This window comes from Pseudomonas sp. X4, assembly GCF_040784925.1.
Lineage (GTDB): Bacteria > Pseudomonadota > Gammaproteobacteria > Pseudomonadales > Pseudomonadaceae > Aquipseudomonas > Aquipseudomonas putida_Z.
This window is the reverse complement of sequence record NZ_CP160798.1, coordinates 4148496-4172733: the sequence shown is the minus strand read 5'-3', so window position 1 is coordinate 4172733 and position 24238 is coordinate 4148496. Positions and strand designations below refer to the sequence as shown.

Sequence of the window (24238 nt, the reverse complement as noted above, 5' to 3'; positions counted from 1 at the left end):
TGTGCAACCCCTGTGGGAGCCGGCTTGCCGGCGATAGGGCCATTACAGGCTTACCCCTTGCGCTGCCCTTCCGGACACCGGAAGCTATACCCCTCGATCCACAGGAGACCGCGCCTTGGACTGGCACACCCTGCTCACCCGCGAACGCCTGGGCAAAGCCCTGTACAGCGCCGATGAACTCGGGCGCAGCCCCTTCCACAAGGACCACGACCGCATCATCTTCTCCGGTGCCTTCCGCCGCCTCGGGCGCAAGACCCAGGTGCACCCGGTTTCCAGCAACGACCATATCCACACACGCTTGACCCACTCGCTGGAAGTCAGCTGCGTCGGCCGCTCGCTGGGCATGCGCGTCGGCGAAACCCTGCGCGACAGCCTGCCGGACTGGTGCGCCCCCAGCGACCTGGGGATGATCGTGCAGTCGGCCTGCCTGGCCCATGACATCGGCAACCCACCGTTCGGCCACTCTGGCGAAGACGCCATCCGCCACTGGTTCCAGCAGGCCGCCGGGCGTGGCTGGCTGGACGACATGAGCGACGACGAGCGCGCCGACTTCCTCAACTTCGAAGGCAACGCCCAAGGCTTTCGGGTACTCACCCAGCTGGAGTACCACCAGTTCGACGGCGGTACCCGGCTGACCTATGCCACCCTCGGCACTTACCTGAAGTACCCGTGGAGCGCACGCCACGCCGACGCCCTGGGCTACAAGAAGCACAAGTTCGGCAGTTACCAGAGCGAACTGCCGCTGCTCGAACAGATCGCCCGCAAGCTCGGCCTGCCGCAACTGGAACACCAGCGCTGGGCGCGCCACCCGCTGGTCTACCTGATGGAGGCTGCGGATGACATCTGCTACGCGCTGATCGACCTGGAAGACGGCCTGGAAATGGAGTTGCTGCAGTACGCCGAAGTCGAAGCGCTGCTGCTCGACCTGGTCGGCGATGACCTGCCGGAAACCTACCGTCAGCTCGGCCCAGGCGACTCCCGGCGGCGCAAGCTGGCGATCCTGCGCGGCAAGGCCATCGAGCACCTGACCAACGCTGCCGCCCGCGCCTTCGTCGAGCAGCAGCAAGCCTTGCTGGCCGGCCAGCTGGCGGGCGACCTGGTCGAACACATGCACGGCCCGGCCAAGCGCTGCGTGCTGCAGGCCAAGGACATGGCACGCAACAAGATCTTCCAGGACAAGCGCAAGACCCTGCACGAGATCGGCGCCTACACCACGCTGGAGATTCTGCTGAATACCTTCTGCGGTGCCGCCCTGGAACAGCACGGCGGACGCACGCCGTCGTTCAAGAGCCGCCGGGTACTGGACCTTATCGGCAACAATGCCCCCGACCCACACGGCTCGCTGCACAGCGCCTTCCTGCGCATGATCGACTTCATCGCCGGGATGACCGACAGCTATGCCAGCGAAATGGCCCGGGAAATGACCGGGCGCTCCAGCCCGACCTGAGCCCTGCCGGTGCAGCCCGGGCATCGCCCGGAGCTGTACCGTGTATTGTGGGAAACTTCCTACATATATTGGCGGCAAGTTAAACAGCACGAATAAGAATAAATGAAAAGTTACCAATCACGCTTTGACATCGAGTTAAACGCGCCTGCCTCGTAGCCCGTTTTGTTTTATCTTGTAAGCCATTTCCCATATAGGGCTAATAGCCCTTCCTCGCATGCCCGATGACTTCCAACTGCGATATGGTGCCGCCTGTCACCCTCAATAGCCCGCAGGGAAGTTGAACATGCATTCCATATTTATCGTCGACGATCATCCCGTCATCCGCCTGGCCGTCCGTATGTTGCTGGAAAACCAGAATTACAAGGTTGTCGGCGAGTCGGACAACGGCGTGGACGCCATGCAGATGATTCGCGAAACCGCGCCCGACCTGGTCATCCTCGACATCAGCATCCCCAAGCTGGATGGGCTGGAGGTGCTTGCCCGGTTCCAGGCCATGGCCCTGCCCATGAAGGTGCTGGTACTGACCGCGCAGTCTCCCGCATTGTTTGCCGTACGCTGCATGCACTCGGGCGCTGCAGGCTACGTGTGCAAGCAGGAAGACCTGAGCGAACTGCTCAGTGCAATCAAGGCCGTGCTGGCCGGTTACAACTACTTCCCCAGCCAGGCAATCAAGCATGACCAGGCGGTAGATGCCGACTTGCAACTTTTCCGCCAGGTAAATGACCGCGAACTGATGGTACTGCAACTATTCGCCCAAGGCCGCAGCAACAAGGAAATTGCCAAGGGCATGTTCCTCAGCAGCAAGACTGTCAGTACCTACAAGAAGCGCCTCATGCACAAACTTCAGGTCAATACGCTGGTCGACCTGATTGAAATGGCCAAACGCAACGCGCTGGTCTGAGGGTAGTCATGGCGCACCTTATCGTTCGCCTGCTGCTCACCCTGCTCCTGTTCAGCGGCGCGGCACAGGCTACCCATCACGAAGCTTCGTCCTATACCTTGCTGGCACGCTCATCGGCCAGGCCGGCACTGCCTGCCCTCACCAGCGAACAACGGCAATGGCTCGAAGGCCGTCAGGAACTGGTGCTGGGTACCTCGGCACCGGACTACCCGCCGTTCGACATCACCAGTGGGGGCCGCGACTACCAGGGCCTTACCGCCGAGTACGCGAGCCTGATCGGCAAGGCCCTGCAGTTGCCCGTGCGAGTGCTGCGCTTTTCCAGCCGGCAAGCGGCGGTGGAGGCGCTCCGGCAGGGCGACATCGACCTGCTTGGCAGCTCCAATGGCTACGAAGCGGCCAGCGATGGCCTGGCCCTGTCGCACCCCTATGCCATCGACCAACCGGTGCTGGTAACGCGCGAGGACGAAAGCCGGGCGCTGGACATGGGCCTGGCCGGCATGCGCCTGGGCATGCTCTACCACTACCTGCCCCGGCAGGAGGTGAAAAGCGCCTACCCCAAGGCCGAGCTGCTGGCCTTCGGCTCGTCCAGCCAGGCCCTGAGTGCCGTGGCGTTCGGCCAGGCCGACGTGTTTATCGGCGATACCATTTCCACCCACTACCAGCTCAATCGCGGCCACCTGCCGCGTCTGCGCATGGCCAGTTTCGGCAAGCACGAAGCCATCGGCTTCGGTTTTGCCCTGCGCCACGAGGACAGGGTGCTGATGGAGATGGTGAACGCCACCCTGGACAGGCAGACCTCAGCCATACGCGCCAGTATCTTCAAGCGCTGGAGCGCCGGTAGCGACCTGCTGCTGACCGACCGCAAGCTGCAACTGACCGACACCGAAGAACAATGGCTGAAGGACCACCCGGTGATGCGCGTGGCAATCGATGACACCGCTGCACCGGTCTCCTACTTCGATGGTTCGGGTCATTTTCGCGGCATCACCGCCGACCTGCTCGAGCTCCTTCGCCTGCGCACCGGCTTGCGTTTCGAAGTGCAGCGCGCCAGCGGCCTTGCCGACATGATTGCCCGCCTCAAGGATGGCCGTGCCGATGTCATCGCCGCACTGGCCACCGGCGGGGTGAACGAGGACGACCTGCAAATCAGCCAGCCCTACCTGGAAAGCGCCTATGTGCTGGTCAGCCGCAAGGACAAACAACCCTTCACCTCGCTGGAACAGCTGCAAGGGCATCGCATCGCCATTACCCGCTACAGCGCCATGGACGCCATGCTGTCGCGGCACTATCCGCAAATCGGCTGGGTCGAGACCGAAAGCTCGTTCTATTCCATGGCGTTGCTCAACAGCGGTGCCGTCGATGCGGTGATCACCACCTTGATCGACGCCAACCACGCGCTGGCCGGCAACCCCGAACTGGTCATCCGGGCTACCGTCGGCAGCGAACCCGCCAACTTCGCCATGGCCACCAGTGCCCCGTCACAGGCGCTGGTGTCGATCCTCGACAAGGCGCTGCTGAGCATCTCGCCGGAAGAACTGGGGGTCATCAACAACCGCTGGCGCGGCTTCAGCCTGCACGAGGATGGCAACGACCAGGGCTACCGCCGGCTGGCGATTCAGGTGGTACTGGGCACCGCCGTGCTGTTGCTGCTGGCCTTGCTGTGGAATGCCCGCCTGCGCCTGCAGATTCGCCAGCGGCAACGCGCCGAACGGGCGCTGAACGACCAGTTGGCGTTCATGCGCGCCCTGCTCAACGGCACGCCCCACCCCATGTACGTGCGTGACCGCGAGGGCCGCCTGCAAAGCTGCAACTACAGCTATCTGGAAGCCGTGCAAGCCCGCTCCGAAGAGGTCATCGGCAAGAACCTGGAGGGGAGCCTGTTCGCCGATTTCGAGCAGACCCGGCAGATCCACGCCGACTACCTGAAGGTGATGGCCGAAGGCTCGCCACTGATCATGGACCGGCCACTACGGATCCAGGGCCGGGAGATGACCATCTACCACTGGATCCTGCCGTACCGCGACTCACTGGGTGAGGTGCAAGGCATCATCGGTGGCTGGATCGACATCAGCGAGCGCCGCCATCTGGTCATGGAGCTGCGCCAGGCCAAGCAGCAGGCCGACGATGCGAACCGCGCCAAAAGCACGTTCCTGGCCACCATCAGCCACGAAATCCGCACCCCGATGAATGCGGTCATCGGCATGCTCGAGCTGGCAGTCAAGCGTGCCGACCAAGGCCGGGTAGACCGTTGCGCGCTGGAGCTGGCCCACCACTCGGCCAAGGACCTGCTGGGCCTGATCGGCGATATCCTCGACATCGTGCGCATCGAGTCGGGGCACTTGTCCCTCGCCCCGGAGGCCGTCGACCTGGCGGCCCTGGTCGAATCGGTGGGGCGCATTTTCGAAGGCCAGGCGCGGCAGAAAGGCCTGGCCCTGGAGGTGATGATCGCACCGGCCGCACGCTGCCATGCCCTGCTCGACCCCTTGCGTTTCAAGCAGGTCCTGTCCAACCTGGTGAGCAACGCCATCAAGTTCACCGAGCATGGCCAGGTGCGCATCTGCGTCGGCCTGGTGGACGACGGCAGCACTACCCCCGCCGTGCTGGAGCTGGAAGTGCGCGACAGTGGCATCGGTATCCACGCCGACGACCTGCAACGCCTGTTCAACCCGTTCATCCAGGCCAACCCGCATAGCCAGAGCGCCCGCGCGGGTACCGGGCTGGGCCTGGCCATCTGTCGCAACCTGTGCGAAATGATGGGCGGCAGCCTGACCATCAAGAGCCTGGAGGATGTCGGCACCCAGGTACGCCTGAAAATGCCGCTGCAGCGGGTTGACACTGCGGCGCAGCCGGCCCCGCTGATAGAGAACCTCGATGTGCCCGACCCACGGCTGAACGTGCTGGTGATCGACGACCACCCGGCCAACCTGCAACTGATGGCACAGCAGCTTCGCTACCTGGGGCTGGAGCACACCAGCGCCCGCGACGGTCGCGAAGGCCTGGCCACCTGGCGGGCGGGCGACTTCGATGTGCTGGTGCTCGACTGCAACATGCCGCACATGAACGGCTACCAGCTGGCTACCGCCGTGCGTACCGAGGAACGCCATGGCAAGCGGCCGCGCTGCACCATTCTCGGCTACACCGCCAACGCACAGCCGGAGGTACGCCGAAAGTGCCTGAGCGCCGGCATGGACGACTGCCTGCTCAAGCCCATCAGCCTGGGCACGCTCAGCCAGCGCCTGGCCGGCATCCGCCCGCGTCGCCAGCACAAACCGCGGCGCAAGCTGTACCACCTGGACGGCCTGTCCACAGTGGTCGGGCATGACCCGAACGACCGCCAGCGCTTCCTGCAGGCATTGCAGCAGAGCCTGCAGGCCGACCTGGCCACCTTGATGGCATTGCATCCGCAGCGCGACAGCGATGCCATTGCCGAACAGGCGCACAAGGTGCTCAGCGCCGCGCGGATGCTGGAAGCCCCCGCGCTGATGAAGGCCTGCGAAGCCCTGGAGGCAAGCGGCTTGCCTCCCGACCAGTTACGCCTGCGGCGCCAGGCACTGGCGCGGCATATGTGCCGGGTAGAACGTGCCCTGGCCAAGGAACTGGCCACAGGCACCTGCACACAGGCAGGCAGCCAGGCGTGTTAACTGGTAGACTGCGCGGCGTTATTACCTAAGAGGATTGTTTCATGGCCACAAACCGCTCCCGTCGTCTGCGCAAGAAGCTGTGTGTCGACGAGTTTCAGGAATTGGGCTTCGAGCTGAACCTGGAATTCAAGGAAGATCTGGATGACCAGGCAATCGATGCTTTCCTCGACGCGTTCCTGGCAGAAGCCATGGACGCCAACGGCCTGGACTATGTAGGCGGTGACGATTTCGGCCTGGTGTGCTCGGTCAAACGTGGCTCGGTCAGCGAAGAACAGCGTGCAGCCGTTGAAGCCTGGCTCAAAGGCCGTAGCGAACTGACCAAGATCGAAGTCAGCCCGCTGCTGGACGCCTGGTACCCGGAAAAGCCGATCAACAAGGCCGAGTAATACCGGCCCGGCTCGATCGCTGAAAAGGCCACCCCAAGGGTAATGCCTGTCAGATAGCGTTAATGGGGCTGCTTCGCAGCCCATCGCCGGCAAGCCAGCTCCCACAGGTATGCGCAGAACTCAGGAATTGCGCAATCCCTGTGGGAGCTGGCTTGCCGGCGATGAGCCGTAAAGCGGCCCCAATTACTTGACTGACAGGCATTACCCTCAGGGGTGGCCTTTTTTATTGGCGGTGCTTTTCCGTCGAACGTGGCGCATCGTCGCTGCGCTTGGGGCATAATGCGTATTCTTTCACCCTGGGGCCATCATCCCTTACAGCCCCAATGCCCTTTTCCCTCGCCGTAGGGTATTTATCGATCATGATCAAAACGCTTCGTCCCCTCGTTCTTGCCGGCCTGCTGTTGCCACTCGCCCTGCCCAGCCAGGCCGCCGCCGTCAACACCACGCTGCCTGCCAAGGTGCAGCAGGCCCTCAAGGCCAACAAGCTGCAGGATTCTGCCCTGTCGCTGGTGATGCTGCCGCTGGACGGCCCCGGCACACCGACCGTGTTCAATGCCGATGTCTCGGTCAACCCGGCCTCGACCATGAAACTGGTCACCACCTACGCCGCCCTCGAACTGCTCGGCCCGACCTTCCAGTGGAAAACCGAGTTCTACACCGATGGCACCCTGAGCAACGGTGTACTCAACGGCAACCTGTACCTCAAGGGTGGCGGCGACCCCAAACTGAACATGGAGAAGCTGTGGCTGCTGATGCGTGACCTGCGCGCCAATGGCGTGCGCACCATCACCGGCGACCTGGTGCTGGACCGCAGCCACTTCGTGCAGCCCAACCTGCCGCAGTTCAACGACGACGGCGGCGATGAGAACAAGCCGTTCCTGGTCAAGCCCGACTCGCTGCTGGTCAACCTCAAGGCCCTGCGCTTCGTGGCCCGCAACGATGGCGGCAAGGTCACCATCGCGGTCGAACCGCCGATTGCCAGCATCCGTATCGACAACCAGGTCAAGGCGGTGGCCTCCAAACAGTGCTCGGGTGATGTGCGTTACAACCCGGTGCAGCAGGCCGATGGCATCAGCGTAACGGTCAGCGGCCAGCTGGGTGACGGCTGCAACTCGCAGACCTACCTGTCGCTGCTCGACCACCAAACCTACGCCGCCGGTGCCGTGCGCGCGATCTGGAACGAACTGGGTGGCAGCATCCAGGGTGGCGACCGCTTCGAGAACGTGCCCAAGGGCGCTCGCCTGCTGGCCCGTGCCTTCTCGCCAGACCTGGTGGAAGTGATCCGCGACATCAACAAGTACAGCAACAACACCATGGCCCAGCAGCTGTTCCTGAGCCTTGGCGCGCAGTTCCGCACCGATGCCGACGGTGACGACGCCCGCGCCGCCCAGCGCGTGGTGCGCCAGTGGTTGGCGAAGAAAGGCATTACCGCGCCGCACCTGGTGATGGAAAACGGTTCCGGCCTGTCGCGTGCCGAACGGGTCAGCACCCGGGAGATGGCCGCGATGCTGCAGGCCGCCTGGAAGAGCCCCTATGCTGCCGAGTTCATGAGCTCGATGCCGCTGGTGGGTATGGACGGCACCATGCGCAAGCGCCTGAAGCGCACCGCCATGACCGGCGAAGGGCACATCAAGACCGGCACGCTGAACACCGTGCGGGCAATTGCCGGCTTCAGCCGCGACAGCAACGGCCATACCTGGGCGGTGGCGGCGATCCTCAACGATCCGAAACCGTGGGGCGCCTCGCAGGTGCTCGACCAGGTGCTGCTGGACCTTTACCGCCAGCCGAAACTGGCCGGCAGCACAGCGGCCAACTGATCGTTAGCCGGTACCGGTCTATTCGCGGCTAAAGCCGCTCCTACATGTACAGTGCAGGGTTCAGGACCTGTGATGTCCCTGTGGGAGCGGCTTTAGCCGCGAAAGGGCCGGCATTGGCAACTGAAAGCTGTCAGGCCAACTCCCCCTCCACCCGGTCCCGCCCGGCCTGCTTGGCCGCATACACGCCTGCATCAGCCCGCAACAGCAAGGCATCGGCCCCTTCACCCGGTCGCCAGCCCGCCACACCAAAACTCGCGGTCACCCTGCCCACGCCTTCCACCGGCATATTGCGCACTCCTTGCCACAGCTCCAGCGCCAGCAGCCGCGCCTGCTCGGCATCGCTGCCCGGGCACAGCACCATGAATTCCTCGCCGCCCAGCCGGCAGAACACATCGGTACGCCGCAAACGCTGGCCGATACGCAGGCACAGGCTGCGCAGCACGCGGTCGCCGACGGCATGGCCGAAATGGTCGTTGATGCGCTTGAAGTGATCGATATCGAGCATGATCACCGCCAGTGCCTGGCCATCGCGCTGGGCCCGTTCCAGTTCGAGCTTGAGCCGCTCCTGGAAGTAACGGCGGTTATGGATCCCGGTCAGCGAGTCGGTCACCGACAGCGCACGCAACTCTTCCTCCACGCCCTTGAGGTCGGAGATGTCGGTCAGGTAGCCATGCCACAAGGTGCAGCCCTGCTCGCCCACCTCCGGTGTCGCCTCGCCACGCACCCAGCGCAGCCCGGCACGCGGCAGGCAGACCCGGTATTCCTCGCGCCAGGGCGACAGGTGTTCGGCCGAGTAACGCACCGAGCGGCGCACGCGCTCCAGGTCATCCGGGTGGATGCGCTCGAACACCGCCGTGGCATCCTCGCGCAACTGCTGCAGGTCGACTTCGTAGATGTCGTACAGGCCCATGCTGGCGTACGGAAAACAGGAATGGCCGTTGCCATCCAGGCGGTACTGGTAGATGCCGCCCGGCACCTCGGCACTGAGCTTTTCCAGAAGGCGGTCACGCGCCGCCAGCGCCTCATGCACCCGCCGCCGTTCAGTGACATCGATGCAGATCGCCAGGTAACCGACCCACAACCCCTGTTCATCGAGCATGGCGGTGACCAGCATGTTGGCCACCAGTTGGCTGCCATCGGCGCGCAGCAAGGTCCATTCCCCCGGCTCGGCGCCATGCTCCTGCACCGTTTCGGCAAACATGGCCTGGCCACCTTCAATCGGCCGGCCGTAACGCAGGCTCAAGGCATGGGCACGCAGGCTCAACTCCTCGGGCAGCACCAGGTCTTCCAGGCGCAGCTGGCCGATCGCCTCACTGGCGGGGTAACCGAGCATGCGCTCGGCGCCGGCGTTGAAGGTGCTGACCACACCCTTGAGGTTGGTGGCGATGATCGCCACCTGGGTTGCGGCATCCAGCACGCTGCGCAGCTGGTTGTGGGTGCCACGCAGGGATTGCTCGCTGACCCGCAGCTCGGCGGTGCGCTGCTCGACCAGGGCCAAGGCGCGCTGGCGCTGGCTGAACAAGCTGTAGAGCAAGACACTGAGCAGCAGGCTCAACAAGCCGCCCAGCAGGCTCACCGCCAGCACTGCTGAGGAACGGTTGGCGCGCACGAAGGCCAGGCTCGGCCGGATACTCAGCTGGAAGTGGTGATCAGCCAGGTGCAACAGCTGGTTGGTAGCCAGCGGCAGGGGTGCGACCGGGTTCTGCGAATCGAACATCACCTCGGGGCCATGCAGCCCGGTGGGGTCGACGATACGCACCACCAGGTTATCGTCTGCCGTAACCGGGCGCCCGTCACTGACCAGCTCACGCATGCTCAGCAAGGCCATCACATAGCCCACTGCCGCGCCGCGGGGGTTGGCATCGGAAAACACCGGCGCCACCATCAGCAGGCCACGCGCATCCGAGCTGGTATCGAACATGGGCAGTGGCTCGGACACCGCCATGCTGCCCGGTCCCAGCGCCCGCGCCAGTGCCGCCAGGGGCACTTCCTGGCCGGCGAGGTCCAGCCCATAGGGCAGCCCGGGCAATTCACCCGACTGGGTATAGAGCACCGGGAAGTAATGGTCGCGCTGGGGGGATGGCCGCCACTGGCCTTGCTCATCCTGGTCGCGGATCACATAGCCCGGGCCGGAATGCGCACTGGCCTGGCGCTCGAACTCGGCGCGTTGCGCGGCCTCGACACGCGGCGCCCAGGCGTAGGCCAGGGTCCGCTGCAGCAATGGCCTGGCGTAGCCGTCGAACTCGTGTGGGGTGATTTCGTTTGAAAAGCTGAAAAACCGCCGCAGCCCGTCCAGGCGCTGCTGCTGTTCGTCAAACCGCTCGGCGATACGGCTGAAACGCTCGCTGGCCAGCAGCTCGAAGCGCTGGCGCAGCTGCTGCTTGTAGAAGGTTTGCGTGGCTAACGCCAGGACGGCCGTCAACAGGCCGCCCACGACCAGGGCGACCAGGGCCACCGCCCAGGCGGACACCGCCTCTGTGCACAGGCCAAGCAACCGCGCACGCACGCCACCCTTTGACATACACCCATCTCGTCACGTCAGCGTCCTGCGGATTATCTTGCCCTGCCCTCAGTTATAGCTATTGGCCATTAGCCGCGCAATGTACCTCGTCGCCTCAACGAAGCTGCAGACGCCAGGCGCGATGGATACGGTTATTGCGGGCGAAGTCCGGGTCCAGGGTCTGGGCCGTGATTTCCTCCACCGCGTAACGCACCATCAGGTGCTCGTCCAGCTGGAACTTGCGGAAGTTGTTGGAGAAATACAGCACGCCACCCGGCGCCAGGCGGGCCATGGCCAGGTCCAGCAGCTGCACGTGGTCACGCTGCACGTCGAACACGCCTTCCATGCGCTTGGAGTTGGAGAAGGTCGGCGGGTCGATGAAGATCAGGTCGTAGCTGTCGCGGTTGCCCTCCAGCCAGGCCATCACATCGCCCTGCTCCAGGCGGTTGCGCTCGGAGAAGCCATTGAGCGCCAGGTTGCGCCGCGCCCAGTCCAGGTAGGTTTTCGACAGGTCGACGCTGGTGGTGCTGCGCGCGCCGCCCTTGGCCGCATGCGCGGTGGCCGTGGCGGTGTAGCAGAACAGGTTGAGGAAGCGCTTACCGGCTGCTTCGCGCTGGATGCGCATGCGCATCGGGCGATGGTCGAGGAACAGGCCGGTGTCGAGGTAGTCGGTGAGGTTGACCAGCAGCTTGACGCCACCTTCGTTCACTTCCTGGAAGCGGCCTTCGGTTGCCTGGCGCTCGTACTGGCGCGTGCCGCTCTGCCGCTCGCGACGCTTGAGCACCACACGCTGCGGCGAAATGCCCAGGGCCTGCGGGATGGCTGCCAGCGCGTCGAGCAGGCGTGCCTGGGCCTTGTCCGGGTCGACCGAACGTGGCGCGGCGTATTCCTGCACGTGCACCCAATCCTGGTACAGGTCGACCGCCAGGGCGTACTCGGGCATGTCGGCATCGTACAAGCGGTAGCAATCGACCTGCTCGCGGCGGGCCCACTTGCCCAGTTGCTTGAGGTTTTTCTGCAGGCGGTTGGCGAACATCTGCGCCCCTTCCGACAGGCGCGCCGGCTCGCTGGCCGGTGCTGCCTGCTGGCGGCTTTCCGCGCCTTCAGGCTGCGCCTCGCGGCGCTCGCCGGTAACGAACTGGTCGGGCTGCACCTTGAACAGCAGCAGCTTGCACGGCAAGGCGCCGTTCCAGAACGCGTACTGCTTGTGGCTGCGAATGCCCATGCGCTTGCCCAGCTGCGGCGCGCCAGTGAATACCGCCGCCTCCCAGCCCATGCAGGCCTGGCGCAGGCGCTCGCCGAGGTTCTGGTAGAGGTACAGCAGGCTGGCTTCGTCACCCAGGCGCTCGCCATAGGGCGGGTTGCTGATGACCAGGCCTTTCTGGTTCTGGTCCGGGCGCGGCTCGAAGGTGCTGACTTCGCCCTGGTAGATCTTTACCCAGTCGCCCAGGCCGGCACGCTCGACGTTGTTGCGGCCTGGCTGGATCAGCCGCGGGTCGGCCTCGTAGCCACGGATCCACAGTGGTGGCTTGGCCAGGCCGGCCTGTGCCCGCGCCTGCGCCTCGTCATGCACCTTGCGCCACAACGCCGGTACATGGCCGAGCCAGGCACTGAAGCCCCAGCGTTCACGCTTGAGGTTGGGCGCGATATCGGCGGCGATCATCGCCGCTTCGACCAGGAAGGTACCCACACCGCACATCGGGTCGGCCAGCGCGCCACCTTCGGCGGCAATGCGCGGCCAGCCGGCGCGGATCAGCACCGCCGCCGCCAGGTTTTCCTTCAGCGGCGCGGCACCTTGCTGCAGGCGGTAGCCACGCTGGTGCAGGCTGTGCCCGGAAAGGTCGAGGGAGAGAATGGCTTCGCCACGGTCCAGGCGCAGGTGCACGCGCACATCAGGGTCGATCTTTTCCACCGACGGGCGCAGGCCTTCGCGGTTGCGCAGCTTGTCGACGATCGCGTCCTTGACCTTCAGCGCACCGAAGTGAGTGTTGTCGATGCCCGAGCCATGGCCGCTGAACTCCACCGCCAGGGTGCCGTCGGCTGCCAGGTGATCGGCCCAGTCGACCGCGTGCACGCCGTCGTAGAGGTCGTCGGCGTTCTTCATGGAGAAGCGCTTGAGTACCAGCAGCACCCGGTTGGCCAGGCGTGACCACAGGCACAGGCGGTAGGCGGTTTCCATGTCGGCGGCGCCGCGAATGGCCGAGGTGTGCTCGCGCACGTCATCCAGGCCGAGGCCCCGTGCCTCTTCGGCAAGCAGGCCTTCCAGGCCTTTGGGGCAGGTGAGGTAAAGTTCGAAACGGTCCGACATGAGTAATCCAGCGCCTTGGGCTATTTGACTGACGGGGCGACGCATCGCCCCGCGATGTTTGCCCGCACACCTTTCCAGCAGGCGTGCGGGTGGCCTTTCCCGGCACGCGCGCGTGCGGTGAAAGGCCGGGCCGCCTGACCGATCTGTGCTTGGCCCAGTGGCAAAGACAGCTTAGATCATCAGGCAGTACGAAAAATTCTGGCGATACCGGGGCCGATGTGACCCTTCGTCGCATTTCAAATTATTTCTGTCATCCGCGAGCAACGCTGGCGAAATGGCGTCAATCATCGGCAAACCCTGAACATAGCGGGCTCAACGCTAAACAAGGTTGAGTCGCATTTATTTACTTATCCCCTCACCCTTGGAAAGGTTACGTGCTTATGACAAATCGATCATTCACACGGTGACTCGCATTCGATAGAACTGGTCTCAGGCCACTTCGCAACGAGGTGGCACTTTCAGCTCGCCACGCCGGCAGCGAGCGCACACCGGCAGAAAGACTCTGCCCGGCCTCGGAGAGGCCGACGGGACATTACAGTCAACAAGTGAGGGCAACACCCTATGAGAAGACTTAAGCGTGATCCGTTGGAAAGAGCATATTCACGTGGCTACCAATACGGGGTCACCGGCAAATCCCGCGAACTTTGCCCCTTCAATCTTCCTTCTGTTCGCCAAGCCTGGATCAACGGCTGGCGTGAAGGTCGCGGTGATAACTGGGACGGAATGACTGGCACCGCTGGCATCCATAGACTCAACGAAAATCACGCCGTTGGCTGAACGAGGACACTGAATTCGATTTACCATGCACGCCCTATCCGGGCGGCGGGCGAAGGCCCAGGGGCCCCTTGATGGGGCCCTTTTTTATGACTTCGAATCCATATCCGCGCTGGCTTCTTCGCGGGCATGCCCGCGAATGGGCCGGCCAGGTCACCGCGGCATCGCAGCGATAGCGTCCACCGCCTCGCGAATCAACGCTGGCCCTCTGTAAATGAAGCCCGAATAAATCTGCACCAGGCTCGCCCCGGCAGCGATCTTCTCGGCGGCATGGCGGCCTTCGGTAATGCCGCCAGCGGCAATGATCGGCAGCTTGCCGCCCAGCTCGCCCGCCAGCACCTTGACGATATGGGTGCTCTTCTCCAGCACCGGCGCGCCCGACAGGCCACCCGCCTCGCCACCGTACGGCAACCCTTCTACACCTTCACGGCCCAGTGTGGTGTTGGTGGCGATCACCGCATCCATGCCCGACTCCATCAGCGCGGCGGCCACCAGGGCGGTTTCTTCGTCGCTCATGTCCGGGGCAATCTTGATTGCCAGAGGTACGCGCTTGCCATGCGTGCCGGCCAATTGCTCGCGGCGCTCGGCCAGGGCATCGAGCAGCTGCTTGAGCGAATCGCCGAACTGCAGGCTGCGCAGGCCCGGGGTGTTTGGCGAACTGACGTTGACCGTGATGTAACTGGCGTCGGTGTACACCTTGTCCAGGCAGATCAGGTAGTCATCGACGGCACGCTCCACCGGGGTGTCGAAATTCTTGCCGATGTTGATACCCAGCACGCCGTTGTAACGCGCAGCCCGCACCCGGCCGAGCAGGTGATCAACGCCCAGGTTGTTGAAGCCCATGCGGTTGATGATGGCCGTTGCCTCCGGCAGGCGGAACAGCCGCGGCTTGGGGTTGCCCGGCTGCGGGCGCGGGGTGACGGTGCCGATTTCGACGAAGCCGAAGCCCAGCTGGGCGAAACCGTCGATAGCCGCGCCGTTCTTGTCCAGGCCGGCCGCCAGGCCCACCGGGTTGGCGAAGTTCAAGCCCATGACCGTAACCGGCAAAGCCGCCGGCTGCTTGCACAGCATGCCGTTGAGGCCAAGACGGCCACCGGCGCCGATCAGGTCCAGGGACAGGTCGTGGGAGGTTTCCGGAGAAAGCTTGAACAGCAGCTGGCGGGCCAGGGTATACATGGGCGGGCAAGGCTCGGGGTGAATGAGGGGGCGATTATAGCCAGCGTGAGCCCGGCATGACAGCAAATCGTGGGGCTGCTGCGCAGCCCATCGCCGGCAAGCCGGCTCCCACAGGGGCAACACAAGGGCTGAAAACTGTGCTGTATCTGTGGGAGCTGGCTTGCCGGCGATGAGGCCAATGCAGGCGGCACAAGGCAGTTGCTCCACAGGGATGCTGCCAGATGGCACATCGGTTGCACCGGAAAAGCCCACAGCCTTATCAGTACGGGCGAGGAACCTTGTGAACACTGTACCCCGAGCAACGCCCCTGGCCTGGGTCAACGGCAGCGACGCGCCGGAAAAGCCCAGCCTGAACATCGGCTACATGGCCCTGACCGACTGCGCCTCGGTGGTAGTCGCCGCCACCCAGGGCTTCGCCCAGCAGCACGGCCTTACCCTCAACCTCAAGCGCCAGGGCTCCTGGGCCGGGCTGCGCGACAAGCTGGTCAGCGGCGAGCTGGATGCCGCGCACTGCCTGTATGGCCTGGTGTACGCCGTGCACCTGGGCATCGGCGGTGTACCGGCCAGCGCCATGGCCGTGCTCATGGGGCTGAACCAGAACGCCCAGGCCATAAACCTGTCTCCGGCCCTGCAGCGCAAAGGCGTGACCAACCCTGAAGCATTGGCGCGCCTGGTGCACCTGCATGGCGCACGCCTCACCTTCGCCCAGACCTTCCCCACCGGTACCCACGCCATGTGGCTGTATTACTGGCTGGCCAGCCAGGGCATCCACCCATTGCGCGACGTCGACAGCGTGGTGGTGCCGCCAGCGCAGATGGCCGCGCATATCCAGGCCGGGCGCATCGACGGTTTCTGCGTGGGCGAACCCTGGGCTGCCGATGCCGTAGCCGCGGGCCAGGGCTTCACCCTGGCCACCAGCCAGTCGATCTGGCCGGACCACCCGGAAAAGGTCCTGGCCTGCGCCCGCACCTTTGCCGAGCAATACCCCAACAGCGCCCGCGCGCTTATCAAGGCGGTCCTCGCCGCCAGCCGCTTCATCGAGCAAAGCCCGGAGAACCGCCGCAGCACTGCGCAACTGCTCAGCGGCAGCGCCTACCTGGACACCCCGCTGACAAGCATCGAACCACGCCTGCTCGGCAGCTACCACGATGGCCTGGGCAACCACTGGCAAGACCCGCACGCCCTGCGCCTGCACGATCATGGCCGGGCCAACCTGCCGTACCTGTCCGACGGCATGTGGTTCATGACCCAGTTCCGCCGCTGGGGCCTGCTGCGCGACGACCCCGACTACCTCGGCGTGGCCCGCCAGGTCCAGCAGCTGGCACTGTATGGCGAGGCGGCACAAAGCCTCGGTGTGGCCTGCCCCGAGCAGCCGATGCGCAGCAGCCTGCTGATCGATGGCAGCCGCTGGGACGGTAGTGACCCCTACGGTTATGCCCGCAGTTTCAGCCTGCATGCACTGGGCGACCTGCCCGATGCCCGTGTCGGCGCGTGAGGGGGACCATTCATGTTGCGCATCCTGCTGATCGACGACACCCAGAGCAAACTCGGCCGCCTCAAGGCAGCCTTGAGCGAGGCCGGCTTCGAGGTCATCGAAGCCCCAGACCTGACCATCGACCTGCCCGCCTGCGTCGAAACGGTGCGCCCGGACGTGGTGCTGATCGACACCGACTCACCGGACCGCGATGTGATGGAACAGGTGGTCCTGGTCAGCCGTGACCAGCCGCGGCCGATCGTGCTGTTCACCGACGAGCACGACCCCGGGGTGATGCGCCAGGCGATCCAGGCAGGGGTCAGCGCCTACATCGTCGAAGGCATCCATGCCGCGCGGCTGCAACCGATCCTGGACGTGGCCATGGCCCGCTTCGAAAGCGACCAGGCGCTGAAGGCGCAGCTGCTTGCGCGCGACCAGCAACTGGCCGAGCGCAAGCGCATCGAGCAGGCCAAGGGTTTGCTGATGAAGATGAAAGACTGCAATGAAGAACAGGCCTACACCCTGATGCGCCGCCAGGCCATGAGCCGGCAGCAGAAGCTGATTCAGGTGGCCGAGCAGATCATTGCCATGCACGAGATGCTGGGGTGACGCTTCGTTCAAAACCTCACGCGATCCATGTGGGAGCGGCCTTGTGTCGCGAAAGGGGCGCGTAGCGGCCCCCGAATTTCCAGCTTCGCCGCAGACATTGCCGGGGCTGCTGCGCAGCCCTTTCGCGACACAAGGCCGCTCCCACATAACCCGAGTCAACCCACGGTCCGAGTTGGCCCATCTCTTGCTGAACAAATATCACCGGTAGCCAACGGCGGTTGCCCACTTGATCCCGACAAAGACGTCGCTCTCCCCTCCACCCACGTGGAGCGGGTAGCGGCGTCTTTTTCGTTCCGTTGCATTGCCGAGTGAGGTGTTCGATGAGTACCAGCTTCTGGAAATCCGGGCATGTGCCCACGCTGTTCGCCGCGTTCCTGTACTTCGACCTCAGCTTCATGGTCTGGTACCTGCTTGGCCCACTGGCGGTGCAGATTGCCGCCGATCTGCAGCTGAGTGCACAACAACGGGGCCTGATGGTGGCCACGCCGATCCTGGCCGGGGCGATCCTGCGCTTCGCCATGGGCGTGCTGGTCGACCGCCTGTCGCCCAAGACCGCCGGGCTGATCGGCCAGGTGGTGGTCATCATCGCCCTCGCCGCTGCCTGGCACCTGGGCGTGCACAGCTATGAACAAGCGCTGCTGCTGGGCGTGTTCCTCGGCTTTGCCGGTGCCTCGTTCGCCGTGTCACTGCCGCTGGCCTCGCAGTGGTACCCGCCACAGCACCAAGGCAAAGCCATGGGCATTGCCGGTGCCGGCAACTCCGGCACGGTGTTCGCCGCCCTGCTGGCCCCGGCGCTGGCTGCGGGCTTTGGCTGGAACAATGTGTTCGGCTTCGCGCTGGTCCCGCTGTCGCTGGCGCTGTTGGTGTTCGCCCTGCTGGCACGCAATGCTCCGCAGCGGCCCAAGCCAAAAGCCATGGCCGACTACCTCAAGGCCCTGGGCGACCGTGACAGCTGGTGGTTCATGTTCTTCTACAGCGTCACCTTCGGCGGCTTCATCGGACTGGCCAGCGCCCTGCCCGGCTATTTCAGCGACCAGTATGGCCTGAGCCCGGTCACCGCCGGCTACTACACCGCTGCCTGCGTGTTCGCCGGCAGCCTGATGCGCCCGCTCGGGGGCGCCCTGGCCGACCGCTTCGGCGGCATCCGCACCCTGCTGGGCATGTACAGCGTGGCGGCTATCTGCATCGCTGCAGTCGGCTTCAACCTGCCTAGCGCCGCCGCCGCACTGGCCCTGTTCGTCAGCGCCATGCTCGGCCTGGGGGCCGGCAATGGCGCGGTGTTCCAGCTGGTACCGCAACGTTTCCGCCAGGAGATCGGCGTGATGACCGGGCTGATCGGCATGGCCGGCGGCATCGGTGGCTTCCTGCTGGCCGCCGGGCTTGGCACCATCAAGCAGCACACCGGTGACTACCAGCTGGGGCTGTGGCTGTTCGCCAGCCTGGGCTTGCTGGCCTGGTTCGGCCTGCACGGCGTGAAACAGCGCTGGCGCACCACCTGGGGCTCGGCTGCGGTTACCGCAGCACGGGTCTGAGGCACAGCCATGAGCCTGCAACTGAACTTTGCCCAGGCCAGCGCCACCGGGCCGCGCGAGGAAAACCAGGACGCCCTGCGCCTGGTTACCCCGGCGCCGGAGCTGGCCGCCAGCAAAGGCTACCTGTTCGCCCTCGCCGACGGCGTCAGCCAATGTGCCGATGGCGGCCTGGCAGCCCGCGCCAGCCTGCAGGCGCTGGCCCTGGACTACTACGCCACCCCCGCGACCTGGAGCGTGGCCCAGGCCCTCGACCGCCTGCTGCTGGCGCAGAACCGCTGGTTGCGCGCCCAAGGCAGTGGCCAGCCACTGCTGACCACCCTCAGCGCGCTGGTGCTGCGCGGCCGGCGTTTTACCCTGGCCCACGTGGGTGACTGCCGCGTGTACCGCTGGCACGCTGGGCGCCTGCAATGCCTGAGCGAAGACCATGTATGGGACCAGCCAGGCATGCAGCATGTGCTGAAACGCGCGCTGGGCCTGGACCAGCACCTGCTGGTGGATTATCTGGAAGGTGAGCTGCAGCCGGGCGAGAGCTTCCTGCTGTTGAGCGATGGCGTATGGGCCAGCCTGGGCGACCAGCACATCCAGGCGGTGCTGCGCGAGCAACCCGACCTGCAACTGGCCGTCGACACCCTGGTCGCCAGCGCGCACCTGAACGGCAGCCAGGACAACGCCAGTGCCTTGCTGGTGCAGGTCGAGCAACTGGGCACGGCCAACCTGGGCGACACCTTGGCGCAACTGCAGCAATGGCCAGTGCCCGGCCCGCTGCGTGAAGGCCAGGTAATCGATGGCTGGCAAGCCGAAAAGCTGCTTTCGCAAAGCCGCCAGTCGCTGCTGTACCGGGTGCGCGATGCCCAGGGCCATGCCTGGCTGCTGAAGACCCTGCCCGCCGCACGCGAGCAGGAGCCCGGCGCGGCGCAAGGGCTGTTGCTGGAAGAATGGTTCCTGCGCCGGGTCGCTGGCCGGCACTTCCCCGAACTGCACACCGCCAGCCAGCGCCAGCACCTGTACTACGTGATGCGCGAATACCCCGGCCAGAGCCTGGCAGCGCTGCTGGCCGAGCACGGCCCGCTACCCATGCCGCAGTGGCTGGAGCTGGCCCGGCAGCTGCTGCAGGCGGTCGGCGTACTGCACCGGCGCAACCTGCTGCACCGCGACATCAAGCCAGAGAACCTGCACCTGGGCAGCGATGGCCAGCTGCGCCTGCTGGACTTCGGCCTGGCCTACTGCCCGGGGCTGTCCGAAGACCCGCTGCACGAGTTGCCGGGCACGCCGTCATATATTGCCCCGGAAGCGTTCGACGGCCAGCCGCCCAGCCCACGCCAGGACCTGTATGCCGTGGGTGTGACGCTGTATCACCTGCTGACCGGGCATTACCCCTACGGCGAAGTGGAGGCTTTCCAGCGCCCGCGCTTCGGCCAACCGGTCAACGCCGCGCGCTACCGCCCCGACCTGCCGGAATGGCTGCAGCACAACCTGCAGCAGGCACTGGCAGCGGACCCGGCGCAGCGCTTCGAAACCGCCGAACACTGGTTGCTGCTGCTCGAACGTGGCGACCGCCAGGAACTGCCCAGCCGGCCACGGCCGTTGCTGGAGCGCGAACCGTTGAAGGTCTGGCGCACCCTGGCCCTGCTGTCCTTGCTGTTCAACCTGATATTGCTGCTCACCCTGCTCAAGGGCTGAACGCACCTTGCCGATGAGGAAACCCTGATGAATGCGAAAGTCTGGCTGGTTGGTGCTGGCCCTGGTGACCCCGAACTGCTCACCCTCAAGGCTGTACGCGCATTGCAGCAAGCCGCTGTGGTGATGATCGACGACCTGGTCAACCCGGCGGTGCTGGAGCATTGCCCACAGGCCCGGGTGATTGCCGTGGGCAAGCGCGGCGGCTGCCGCTCCACACCGCAGGCGTTCATCCAGCGCCTGATGCTGCGCCATGCGCGGCAAGGACGCTGCGTGGTCCGGCTCAAGGGCGGCGACCCGTGCATCTTCGGCCGTGGTGGTGAAGAGGCGCTGTGGTTGCAGGGGCATGGCATCGAGGTGGAAGTGGTCAACGGCATCACCGCCGGCCTGGCTGGCGCCACGCAATGCGGGATTTCCCTGACCTCACGGGGTGTGAGCCGGGGCGTGACGCTGGTCACGGCACATACCCAGGACGACAGCGAACTGAACTGGGCGGCCTTGGCCCAGGGCGGGACGACGCTGGTGGTGTACATGGGCGTGGCCAGGCTGGAGCAGGTGCGCCAAGGGTTGCTGGACGGGGGCATGGCACCGGCGACGCCGGTGGCGATGATCGAGAATGCCTCGTTGCCGCAGCAGCGGGAGTGCAGGAGCGATGTGCGGGGGATGGCCGAGGATGCGCGGGGGTTTGGCTTGCGTAGCCCGGCGATTTTGGTGATTGGGGAGGTGGTTGGGAAACAGGTGGTTCAGGAATTGGTGGCAATTGCTGGATGATGCGCTGCCTGCGCCGGCCCTTTCGCGGGTAAACCCGCTCCCACAGGGATTGTGCATGACCTGAAGGGTGCGGCGAACCTGTGGGAGCGGGTTTACCCGCGAAAGGGCCAGCACACACCACACAAATCCCAGGCAAAGAAAAACCCGGCCGAGGCCGGGTTTTTCATGAAGCTTCAAACCAATTACTTGGCCTGGGCTTCTACCTGAGCTTCAACGCGACGGTTGACAGCACGGCCTTCTTCGGTGGCGTTGTCGGCAACCGGACGGGTTTCGCCGTAGCCAACCGAGTCAACACGGCTGGATTCCACGCCGTACTGCTGGGTCAGGACCTGCTTGACAGCGTTGGCACGACGCTCGGACAGCTTCTGGTTGTAAGCGTCTGGGCCGACGGAGTCAGTGTGACCTTCCACGGTGGTGGTGGTCTGTGGGTACTGCTTCATGAAGTCAGCCAGGTTCTTGATGTCGCCGTAGCTGTTTGGCTTGACGACCGACTTGTCGAAGTCGAACTTGACGTCCAGCTCAACGCGAACGACTTCGGCAACAGCCGGGCAGCCATCAGCGTCAACGGTAACGTTGGCTGGGGTGTCTGGGCACTTGTCGACGTTGTCGCAAACGCCGTCGTTGTCGGAGTCGGAGCACACTTCGGCAACTGGAGCCGGAGCGACTTCAGCTTGCTTCGGGCTACCGCCGAAGTTCAGACCAACACCAACGGTCGGGCCCCACTCGGTGTTGCCGTTGTCGATGTTGTACATGGCTTCTACGCCAGCACGGGCGAAGAACATGTCGGTGATGTACCACTTGGCGCCAGCGCCAACGTTGGCGAAGGTGGAGTGGTCGCGGCCGCTACGAGTGGCCTGGCCCAGGCTCTCGTGAGCGAAACCGGCGGAAACGTACGGACGCAGAGCGTCGCCCACGGTACCGAAGTGGTAGGTAGCGTCGAGCTTGGCCTTGGAACCTTTGATGTCTTTATTGAAGACTTCACCACGAGCGTTGTGGGTCTCGTTGTAGCCGAGGTCCAGGGAAACGTCGTCGGTCAGGAAGTAGCCCAGGCGAACACCAGGATTGGTGCCGTCGTTCTTGAAGTTACGTTCGCTGTCGTAGTACTGCTTGGTAACGTTGCCTTCGATTTCCACAGCGCCTTGGCCTTGAGCCAGAACGCCGAACGAAGTAGCAGCGACGAGCGAGCCAATGGCCAAGCCCAAGGTGTTTTTCAATTTCATCCGTTAAATCCCCATCTGGTGATAGTTAAGCAGTCCCACCACAAACAAGGGGGACAACTCGACGGCAAGTCTAGCAGAACTCGCCGGTTCGTTAGAGATATTTGCACGCCACTAAGTTTCATCGAGGCCGGCAAATTTCTCCCGAAGCTTGTCTAGCGCGCGCTTGTAGCGCATTTTTGTCGCGCTCAGGCCCATGTGCATGATGTCGGCAATTTCCTGAAATTCCAGCTCTGCGACAAAACGCAGCACCAGGATTTCCCGGTCAATCGGGTTCACATGCACCAGCCACTTGTCCAGCCCGCCTTTTTCTTCCGGCTTCGGAGCCTTGTCTTCGGACGCCTCTTCAACAGGGTCCAGACTCAAGGCATCCATCAACCGACGTTTACGGCGCTCCTTGCGGTACTGGGTAATGCATTCGTTGTAGGTGATGCTGTAGAGCCAGGTCTTGAACTTGGACTTACCCTCGAAGTTCTTCAGCCCGTACAGCACTTTCAACATGACTTCCTGACAGACATCGTCCGCGTCACGGTCGTTCCCCAGATAACGCGCACAGACGTTGAACAGGGTCCGTTGGTAGCGCCGCATGAGCTCTTCATAGGCGCGGGTAACGTGGTACAGCTCCTCATGCGAACGCGCCACCAACTCTTCGTCGGTGAGCTCGCGGGGGTCATAACGCATGGGCGGCGAATGAACTTTATTCAAAACGGATCTGGCCGACAGTCAGGTCAATGTCGCCGCGCGACCCCGTGGGTCGATTTTCGCGGCGGCATACATTAACAGCTTTGTGCGGTTAGCGGCTATTGACTCGCTGTTCAAGCAGCTCACGATTGGACAGCGATACCAGTTCGCCATCATCGGTCAGCAGCGTCGTCTTGACCGTACCGATTTCCTCGATATGCCCTTCGACCTCTCCAATTCGCACCTGCTGGCCCACCTGGTACAGCTCGCGCACGTAGATGCCGGCAAGGATTTGCCCGGCGATTTCGCGGCTACCGAGGCCCATTGCCAATGCAACGGCCAGACCAACGGTAATCAGCCCGATCACGATCACATGGTTCAGCAGGTCGGTTTTCACCTCCAGCTGGCTGATGGCCACCGAGATGCTGATGATGATCACCAGGCCTTGGGTGATACGGCCCAGGCCTGCCGAGTATTCCAGGCCGATGCCTTCGGCAGCGCCGCGTACCAGGCCGTTGGCCACCTGGGCCAGCAGCACGCCAGCCAGCAGCACCAGGGCTGCGCCGAACACCTTCGGCAGGTACAGGGCAAGCATGTCGAGGGTTGCCGACACCCGCTCCAGGCCCAGCGACTCGGCGGCCGAGACCAGGAAGATAAGCAGCACGAACCAGTAGACGATCTTGCCGATCAGGGTGGAGATGGGTACCTGGATGCCGACCCGGCCGAGCATCTTGGTCAGGCCGGTGCCGGCCATCAGGCGGTCCAGGCCGAACTTGGCCAGCAGTTTGGACAGCAGCGTGTCGAGCAGCTTGGCCACCACGAAACCGAGCAGCACCACGACCAGCGCGCCGAACAGGTTGGGGATGAAGTTCGCTACCTTGGTCCAAAGGGCAGTCATGGCGGTGACCAGGCTCTGGGTCCAGAGATCGAGTTCCATATTCAATCGGCCTTATCTGCTTTGCTGCCGTTGGCAGCGTTGCGGGAAGAGTGTCGACGCACCGGCGCAACATGCGCCGCGCCATTGTTCACGGCGATCAGCAGCGCCTGGCTCCAGCGGCCAAGCAGGCTGAACAGATCGCCCGCGCCAACCTGGCGGTTGGCGGTTTTCAGCACGCGACCCAGGCAAGCGGCGTCGTCCCGGTCGTCCCGGTCATTGCCGGAGGGTGACGCCTTGAGCAGGTCGCGCAGGGATTCTTCAAACGGATCGTGCATGGGCACCTCGCGCAGTGTCAGTCAGAGACGAGATGGCCGGTCGATGGGTCACACATCGCATTGGGACGAGTGTTTCAAAATGAATGGCGCTTGCCTGCACTGGCCCTATCGCCGG

Annotated in this window: 18 protein-coding genes; 11 read left to right on the top strand and 7 right to left on the bottom strand. The window is 64.2% G+C overall.

Annotation, left to right across the window (positions count from 1 at the left end; all coding sequences use genetic code 11):
- Window positions 1-115 precede the first annotated feature (115 nt).
- The 5 genes from ABX298_RS18625 to dacB all read left to right on the top strand — a co-directional run bounded on the left by ABX298_RS18625 (window position 116) and on the right by dacB (window position 8192).
- Window positions 116-1447 carry a deoxyguanosinetriphosphate triphosphohydrolase gene (locus ABX298_RS18625; RefSeq protein ID WP_013971681.1) on the top strand — a complete coding sequence of 444 codons (1332 nt, stop codon included), beginning with the start codon at window positions 116-118 and terminating at the stop codon, window positions 1445-1447.
- A gap of 283 nt (window positions 1448-1730) precedes the next feature.
- Window positions 1731-2348: a response regulator transcription factor gene (locus tag ABX298_RS18620; protein WP_075044199.1), complete on the top strand. Its 618-nt coding sequence runs from the start codon at window positions 1731-1733 to the stop codon at window positions 2346-2348.
- A gap of 8 nt (window positions 2349-2356) precedes the next feature.
- Entirely contained in the window at window positions 2357-5989 is a 3633-nt protein-coding gene (locus tag ABX298_RS18615; protein ID WP_367393459.1) for a transporter substrate-binding domain-containing protein, read from the top strand.
- Window positions 5990-6030: 41 nt separating this feature from the next.
- Window positions 6031-6375: a YggL family protein gene (locus ABX298_RS18610; RefSeq protein ID WP_004376110.1), complete on the top strand. Its 345-nt coding sequence runs from the start codon at window positions 6031-6033 to the stop codon at window positions 6373-6375.
- 359 nt (window positions 6376-6734) lie between these two features.
- The gene (gene dacB / locus ABX298_RS18605; RefSeq protein ID WP_025338294.1) at window positions 6735-8192 is read left to right on the top strand and encodes a D-alanyl-D-alanine carboxypeptidase/D-alanyl-D-alanine-endopeptidase; all 1458 of its coding nucleotides are present in this window, start codon (window positions 6735-6737) and stop codon (window positions 8190-8192) included.
- A gap of 130 nt (window positions 8193-8322) precedes the next feature.
- On the opposite strand, the gene ABX298_RS18600 is transcribed toward dacB, so the two are convergent.
- The gene (locus ABX298_RS18600) at window positions 8323-10713 is read right to left on the bottom strand and encodes a diguanylate cyclase (RefSeq protein ID WP_367393458.1); all 2391 of its coding nucleotides are present in this window, start codon (window positions 10711-10713) and stop codon (window positions 8323-8325) included.
- Between the two features lie 94 nt (window positions 10714-10807).
- A complete protein-coding gene (rlmKL, locus tag ABX298_RS18595; RefSeq protein ID WP_367393457.1) occupies window positions 10808-13000 on the bottom strand; it encodes a bifunctional 23S rRNA (guanine(2069)-N(7))-methyltransferase RlmK/23S rRNA (guanine(2445)-N(2))-methyltransferase RlmL in 2193 nt (730 codons plus the stop codon).
- A 561-nt stretch (window positions 13001-13561) separates the two neighbouring features.
- On the opposite strand from rlmKL, the gene ABX298_RS18590 reads away from it, so the two are divergent.
- Window positions 13562-13777 (top strand): ribosome modulation factor, encoded by a 216-nt coding sequence (locus tag ABX298_RS18590; RefSeq protein ID WP_003248687.1) that lies wholly within the window; start codon window positions 13562-13564, stop codon window positions 13775-13777.
- A 150-nt stretch (window positions 13778-13927) separates the two neighbouring features.
- On the opposite strand, the gene ABX298_RS18585 is transcribed toward ABX298_RS18590, so the two are convergent.
- Window positions 13928-14950: a quinone-dependent dihydroorotate dehydrogenase gene (locus ABX298_RS18585; RefSeq protein ID WP_025338291.1), complete on the bottom strand. Its 1023-nt coding sequence runs from the start codon at window positions 14948-14950 to the stop codon at window positions 13928-13930.
- Window positions 14951-15230: 280 nt separating this feature from the next.
- Between ABX298_RS18585 and ABX298_RS18580 the strand changes: the two genes are divergently transcribed.
- From ABX298_RS18580 to cobA, 5 genes are all read left to right on the top strand, one after another.
- On the top strand, window positions 15231-16445 hold the full coding sequence (locus tag ABX298_RS18580) for a CmpA/NrtA family ABC transporter substrate-binding protein (RefSeq protein WP_367393456.1): 1215 nt from the start codon (window positions 15231-15233) through the stop codon (window positions 16443-16445).
- 12 nt (window positions 16446-16457) lie between these two features.
- Window positions 16458-17033: an ANTAR domain-containing response regulator gene (locus tag ABX298_RS18575; RefSeq protein WP_025338289.1), complete on the top strand. Its 576-nt coding sequence runs from the start codon at window positions 16458-16460 to the stop codon at window positions 17031-17033.
- A gap of 320 nt (window positions 17034-17353) precedes the next feature.
- A complete protein-coding gene (locus ABX298_RS18570; RefSeq protein WP_085589389.1) occupies window positions 17354-18565 on the top strand; it encodes a NarK/NasA family nitrate transporter in 1212 nt (403 codons plus the stop codon).
- A gap of 9 nt (window positions 18566-18574) precedes the next feature.
- On the top strand, window positions 18575-20245 hold the full coding sequence (locus ABX298_RS18565; RefSeq protein WP_075044195.1) for a bifunctional protein-serine/threonine kinase/phosphatase: 1671 nt from the start codon (window positions 18575-18577) through the stop codon (window positions 20243-20245).
- A 27-nt stretch (window positions 20246-20272) separates the two neighbouring features.
- Window positions 20273-21013, top strand: a complete 741-nt coding sequence (cobA, locus tag ABX298_RS18560; RefSeq protein ID WP_317409344.1) for a uroporphyrinogen-III C-methyltransferase — start codon at window positions 20273-20275, stop codon at window positions 21011-21013.
- Between the two features lie 182 nt (window positions 21014-21195).
- Here cobA and ABX298_RS18555 read toward each other — a convergent pair whose 3' ends face one another.
- The 4 genes from ABX298_RS18555 to ABX298_RS18540 all read right to left on the bottom strand — a co-directional run bounded on the left by ABX298_RS18555 (window position 21196) and on the right by ABX298_RS18540 (window position 24123).
- The gene (locus tag ABX298_RS18555) at window positions 21196-22233 is read right to left on the bottom strand and encodes an OmpA family protein (RefSeq protein WP_004376136.1); all 1038 of its coding nucleotides are present in this window, start codon (window positions 22231-22233) and stop codon (window positions 21196-21198) included.
- 111 nt (window positions 22234-22344) lie between these two features.
- Complete coding sequence (sigX, locus tag ABX298_RS18550; RefSeq protein ID WP_003248665.1) at window positions 22345-22911, bottom strand: RNA polymerase sigma factor SigX; 567 nt, start codon at window positions 22909-22911, stop codon at window positions 22345-22347.
- Between the two features lie 112 nt (window positions 22912-23023).
- Window positions 23024-23848, bottom strand: coding sequence for a mechanosensitive ion channel domain-containing protein (locus tag ABX298_RS18545; protein WP_004376138.1), 825 nt, complete (start codon window positions 23846-23848; stop codon window positions 23024-23026).
- A gap of 2 nt (window positions 23849-23850) precedes the next feature.
- Window positions 23851-24123, bottom strand: a complete 273-nt coding sequence (locus ABX298_RS18540) for a hypothetical protein (RefSeq protein WP_004376140.1) — start codon at window positions 24121-24123, stop codon at window positions 23851-23853.
- Window positions 24124-24238: the final 115 nt, after the last annotated feature.

Bases quoted from the DNA above. Each gene is read 5' to 3' on its own strand.
- ABX298_RS18615 (WP_367393459.1), top strand. From the start codon at position 2,357: ATGGCGCACCTTATCGTTCGCCTGCTGCTCACCCTGCTCCTGTTCAGC.
- ABX298_RS18585 (WP_025338291.1), bottom strand. From the start codon at position 14,950: ATGTATACCCTGGCCCGCCAGCTGCTGTTCAAGCTTTCTCCGGAAACC.
- sigX (WP_003248665.1), bottom strand. From the start codon at position 22,911: ATGCGTTATGACCCCCGCGAGCTCACCGACGAAGAGTTGGTGGCGCGT.
- ABX298_RS18590 (WP_003248687.1), top strand. From the start codon at position 13,562: ATGAGAAGACTTAAGCGTGATCCGTTGGAAAGAGCATATTCACGTGGC.
- dacB (WP_025338294.1), top strand. From the start codon at position 6,735: ATGATCAAAACGCTTCGTCCCCTCGTTCTTGCCGGCCTGCTGTTGCCA.
- ABX298_RS18600 (WP_367393458.1), bottom strand. From the start codon at position 10,713: ATGTCAAAGGGTGGCGTGCGTGCGCGGTTGCTTGGCCTGTGCACAGAG.
- cobA (WP_317409344.1), top strand. From the start codon at position 20,273: ATGAATGCGAAAGTCTGGCTGGTTGGTGCTGGCCCTGGTGACCCCGAA.
- ABX298_RS18540 (WP_004376140.1), bottom strand. From the start codon at position 24,123: ATGCACGATCCGTTTGAAGAATCCCTGCGCGACCTGCTCAAGGCGTCA.
- ABX298_RS18565 (WP_075044195.1), top strand. From the start codon at position 18,575: ATGAGCCTGCAACTGAACTTTGCCCAGGCCAGCGCCACCGGGCCGCGC.
- rlmKL (WP_367393457.1), bottom strand. From the start codon at position 13,000: ATGTCGGACCGTTTCGAACTTTACCTCACCTGCCCCAAAGGCCTGGAA.
- ABX298_RS18610 (WP_004376110.1), top strand. From the start codon at position 6,031: ATGGCCACAAACCGCTCCCGTCGTCTGCGCAAGAAGCTGTGTGTCGAC.
- ABX298_RS18555 (WP_004376136.1), bottom strand. From the start codon at position 22,233: ATGAAATTGAAAAACACCTTGGGCTTGGCCATTGGCTCGCTCGTCGCT.
- ABX298_RS18545 (WP_004376138.1), bottom strand. From the start codon at position 23,848: ATGGAACTCGATCTCTGGACCCAGAGCCTGGTCACCGCCATGACTGCC.
- ABX298_RS18620 (WP_075044199.1), top strand. From the start codon at position 1,731: ATGCATTCCATATTTATCGTCGACGATCATCCCGTCATCCGCCTGGCC.
- ABX298_RS18575 (WP_025338289.1), top strand. From the start codon at position 16,458: ATGTTGCGCATCCTGCTGATCGACGACACCCAGAGCAAACTCGGCCGC.
- ABX298_RS18570 (WP_085589389.1), top strand. From the start codon at position 17,354: ATGAGTACCAGCTTCTGGAAATCCGGGCATGTGCCCACGCTGTTCGCC.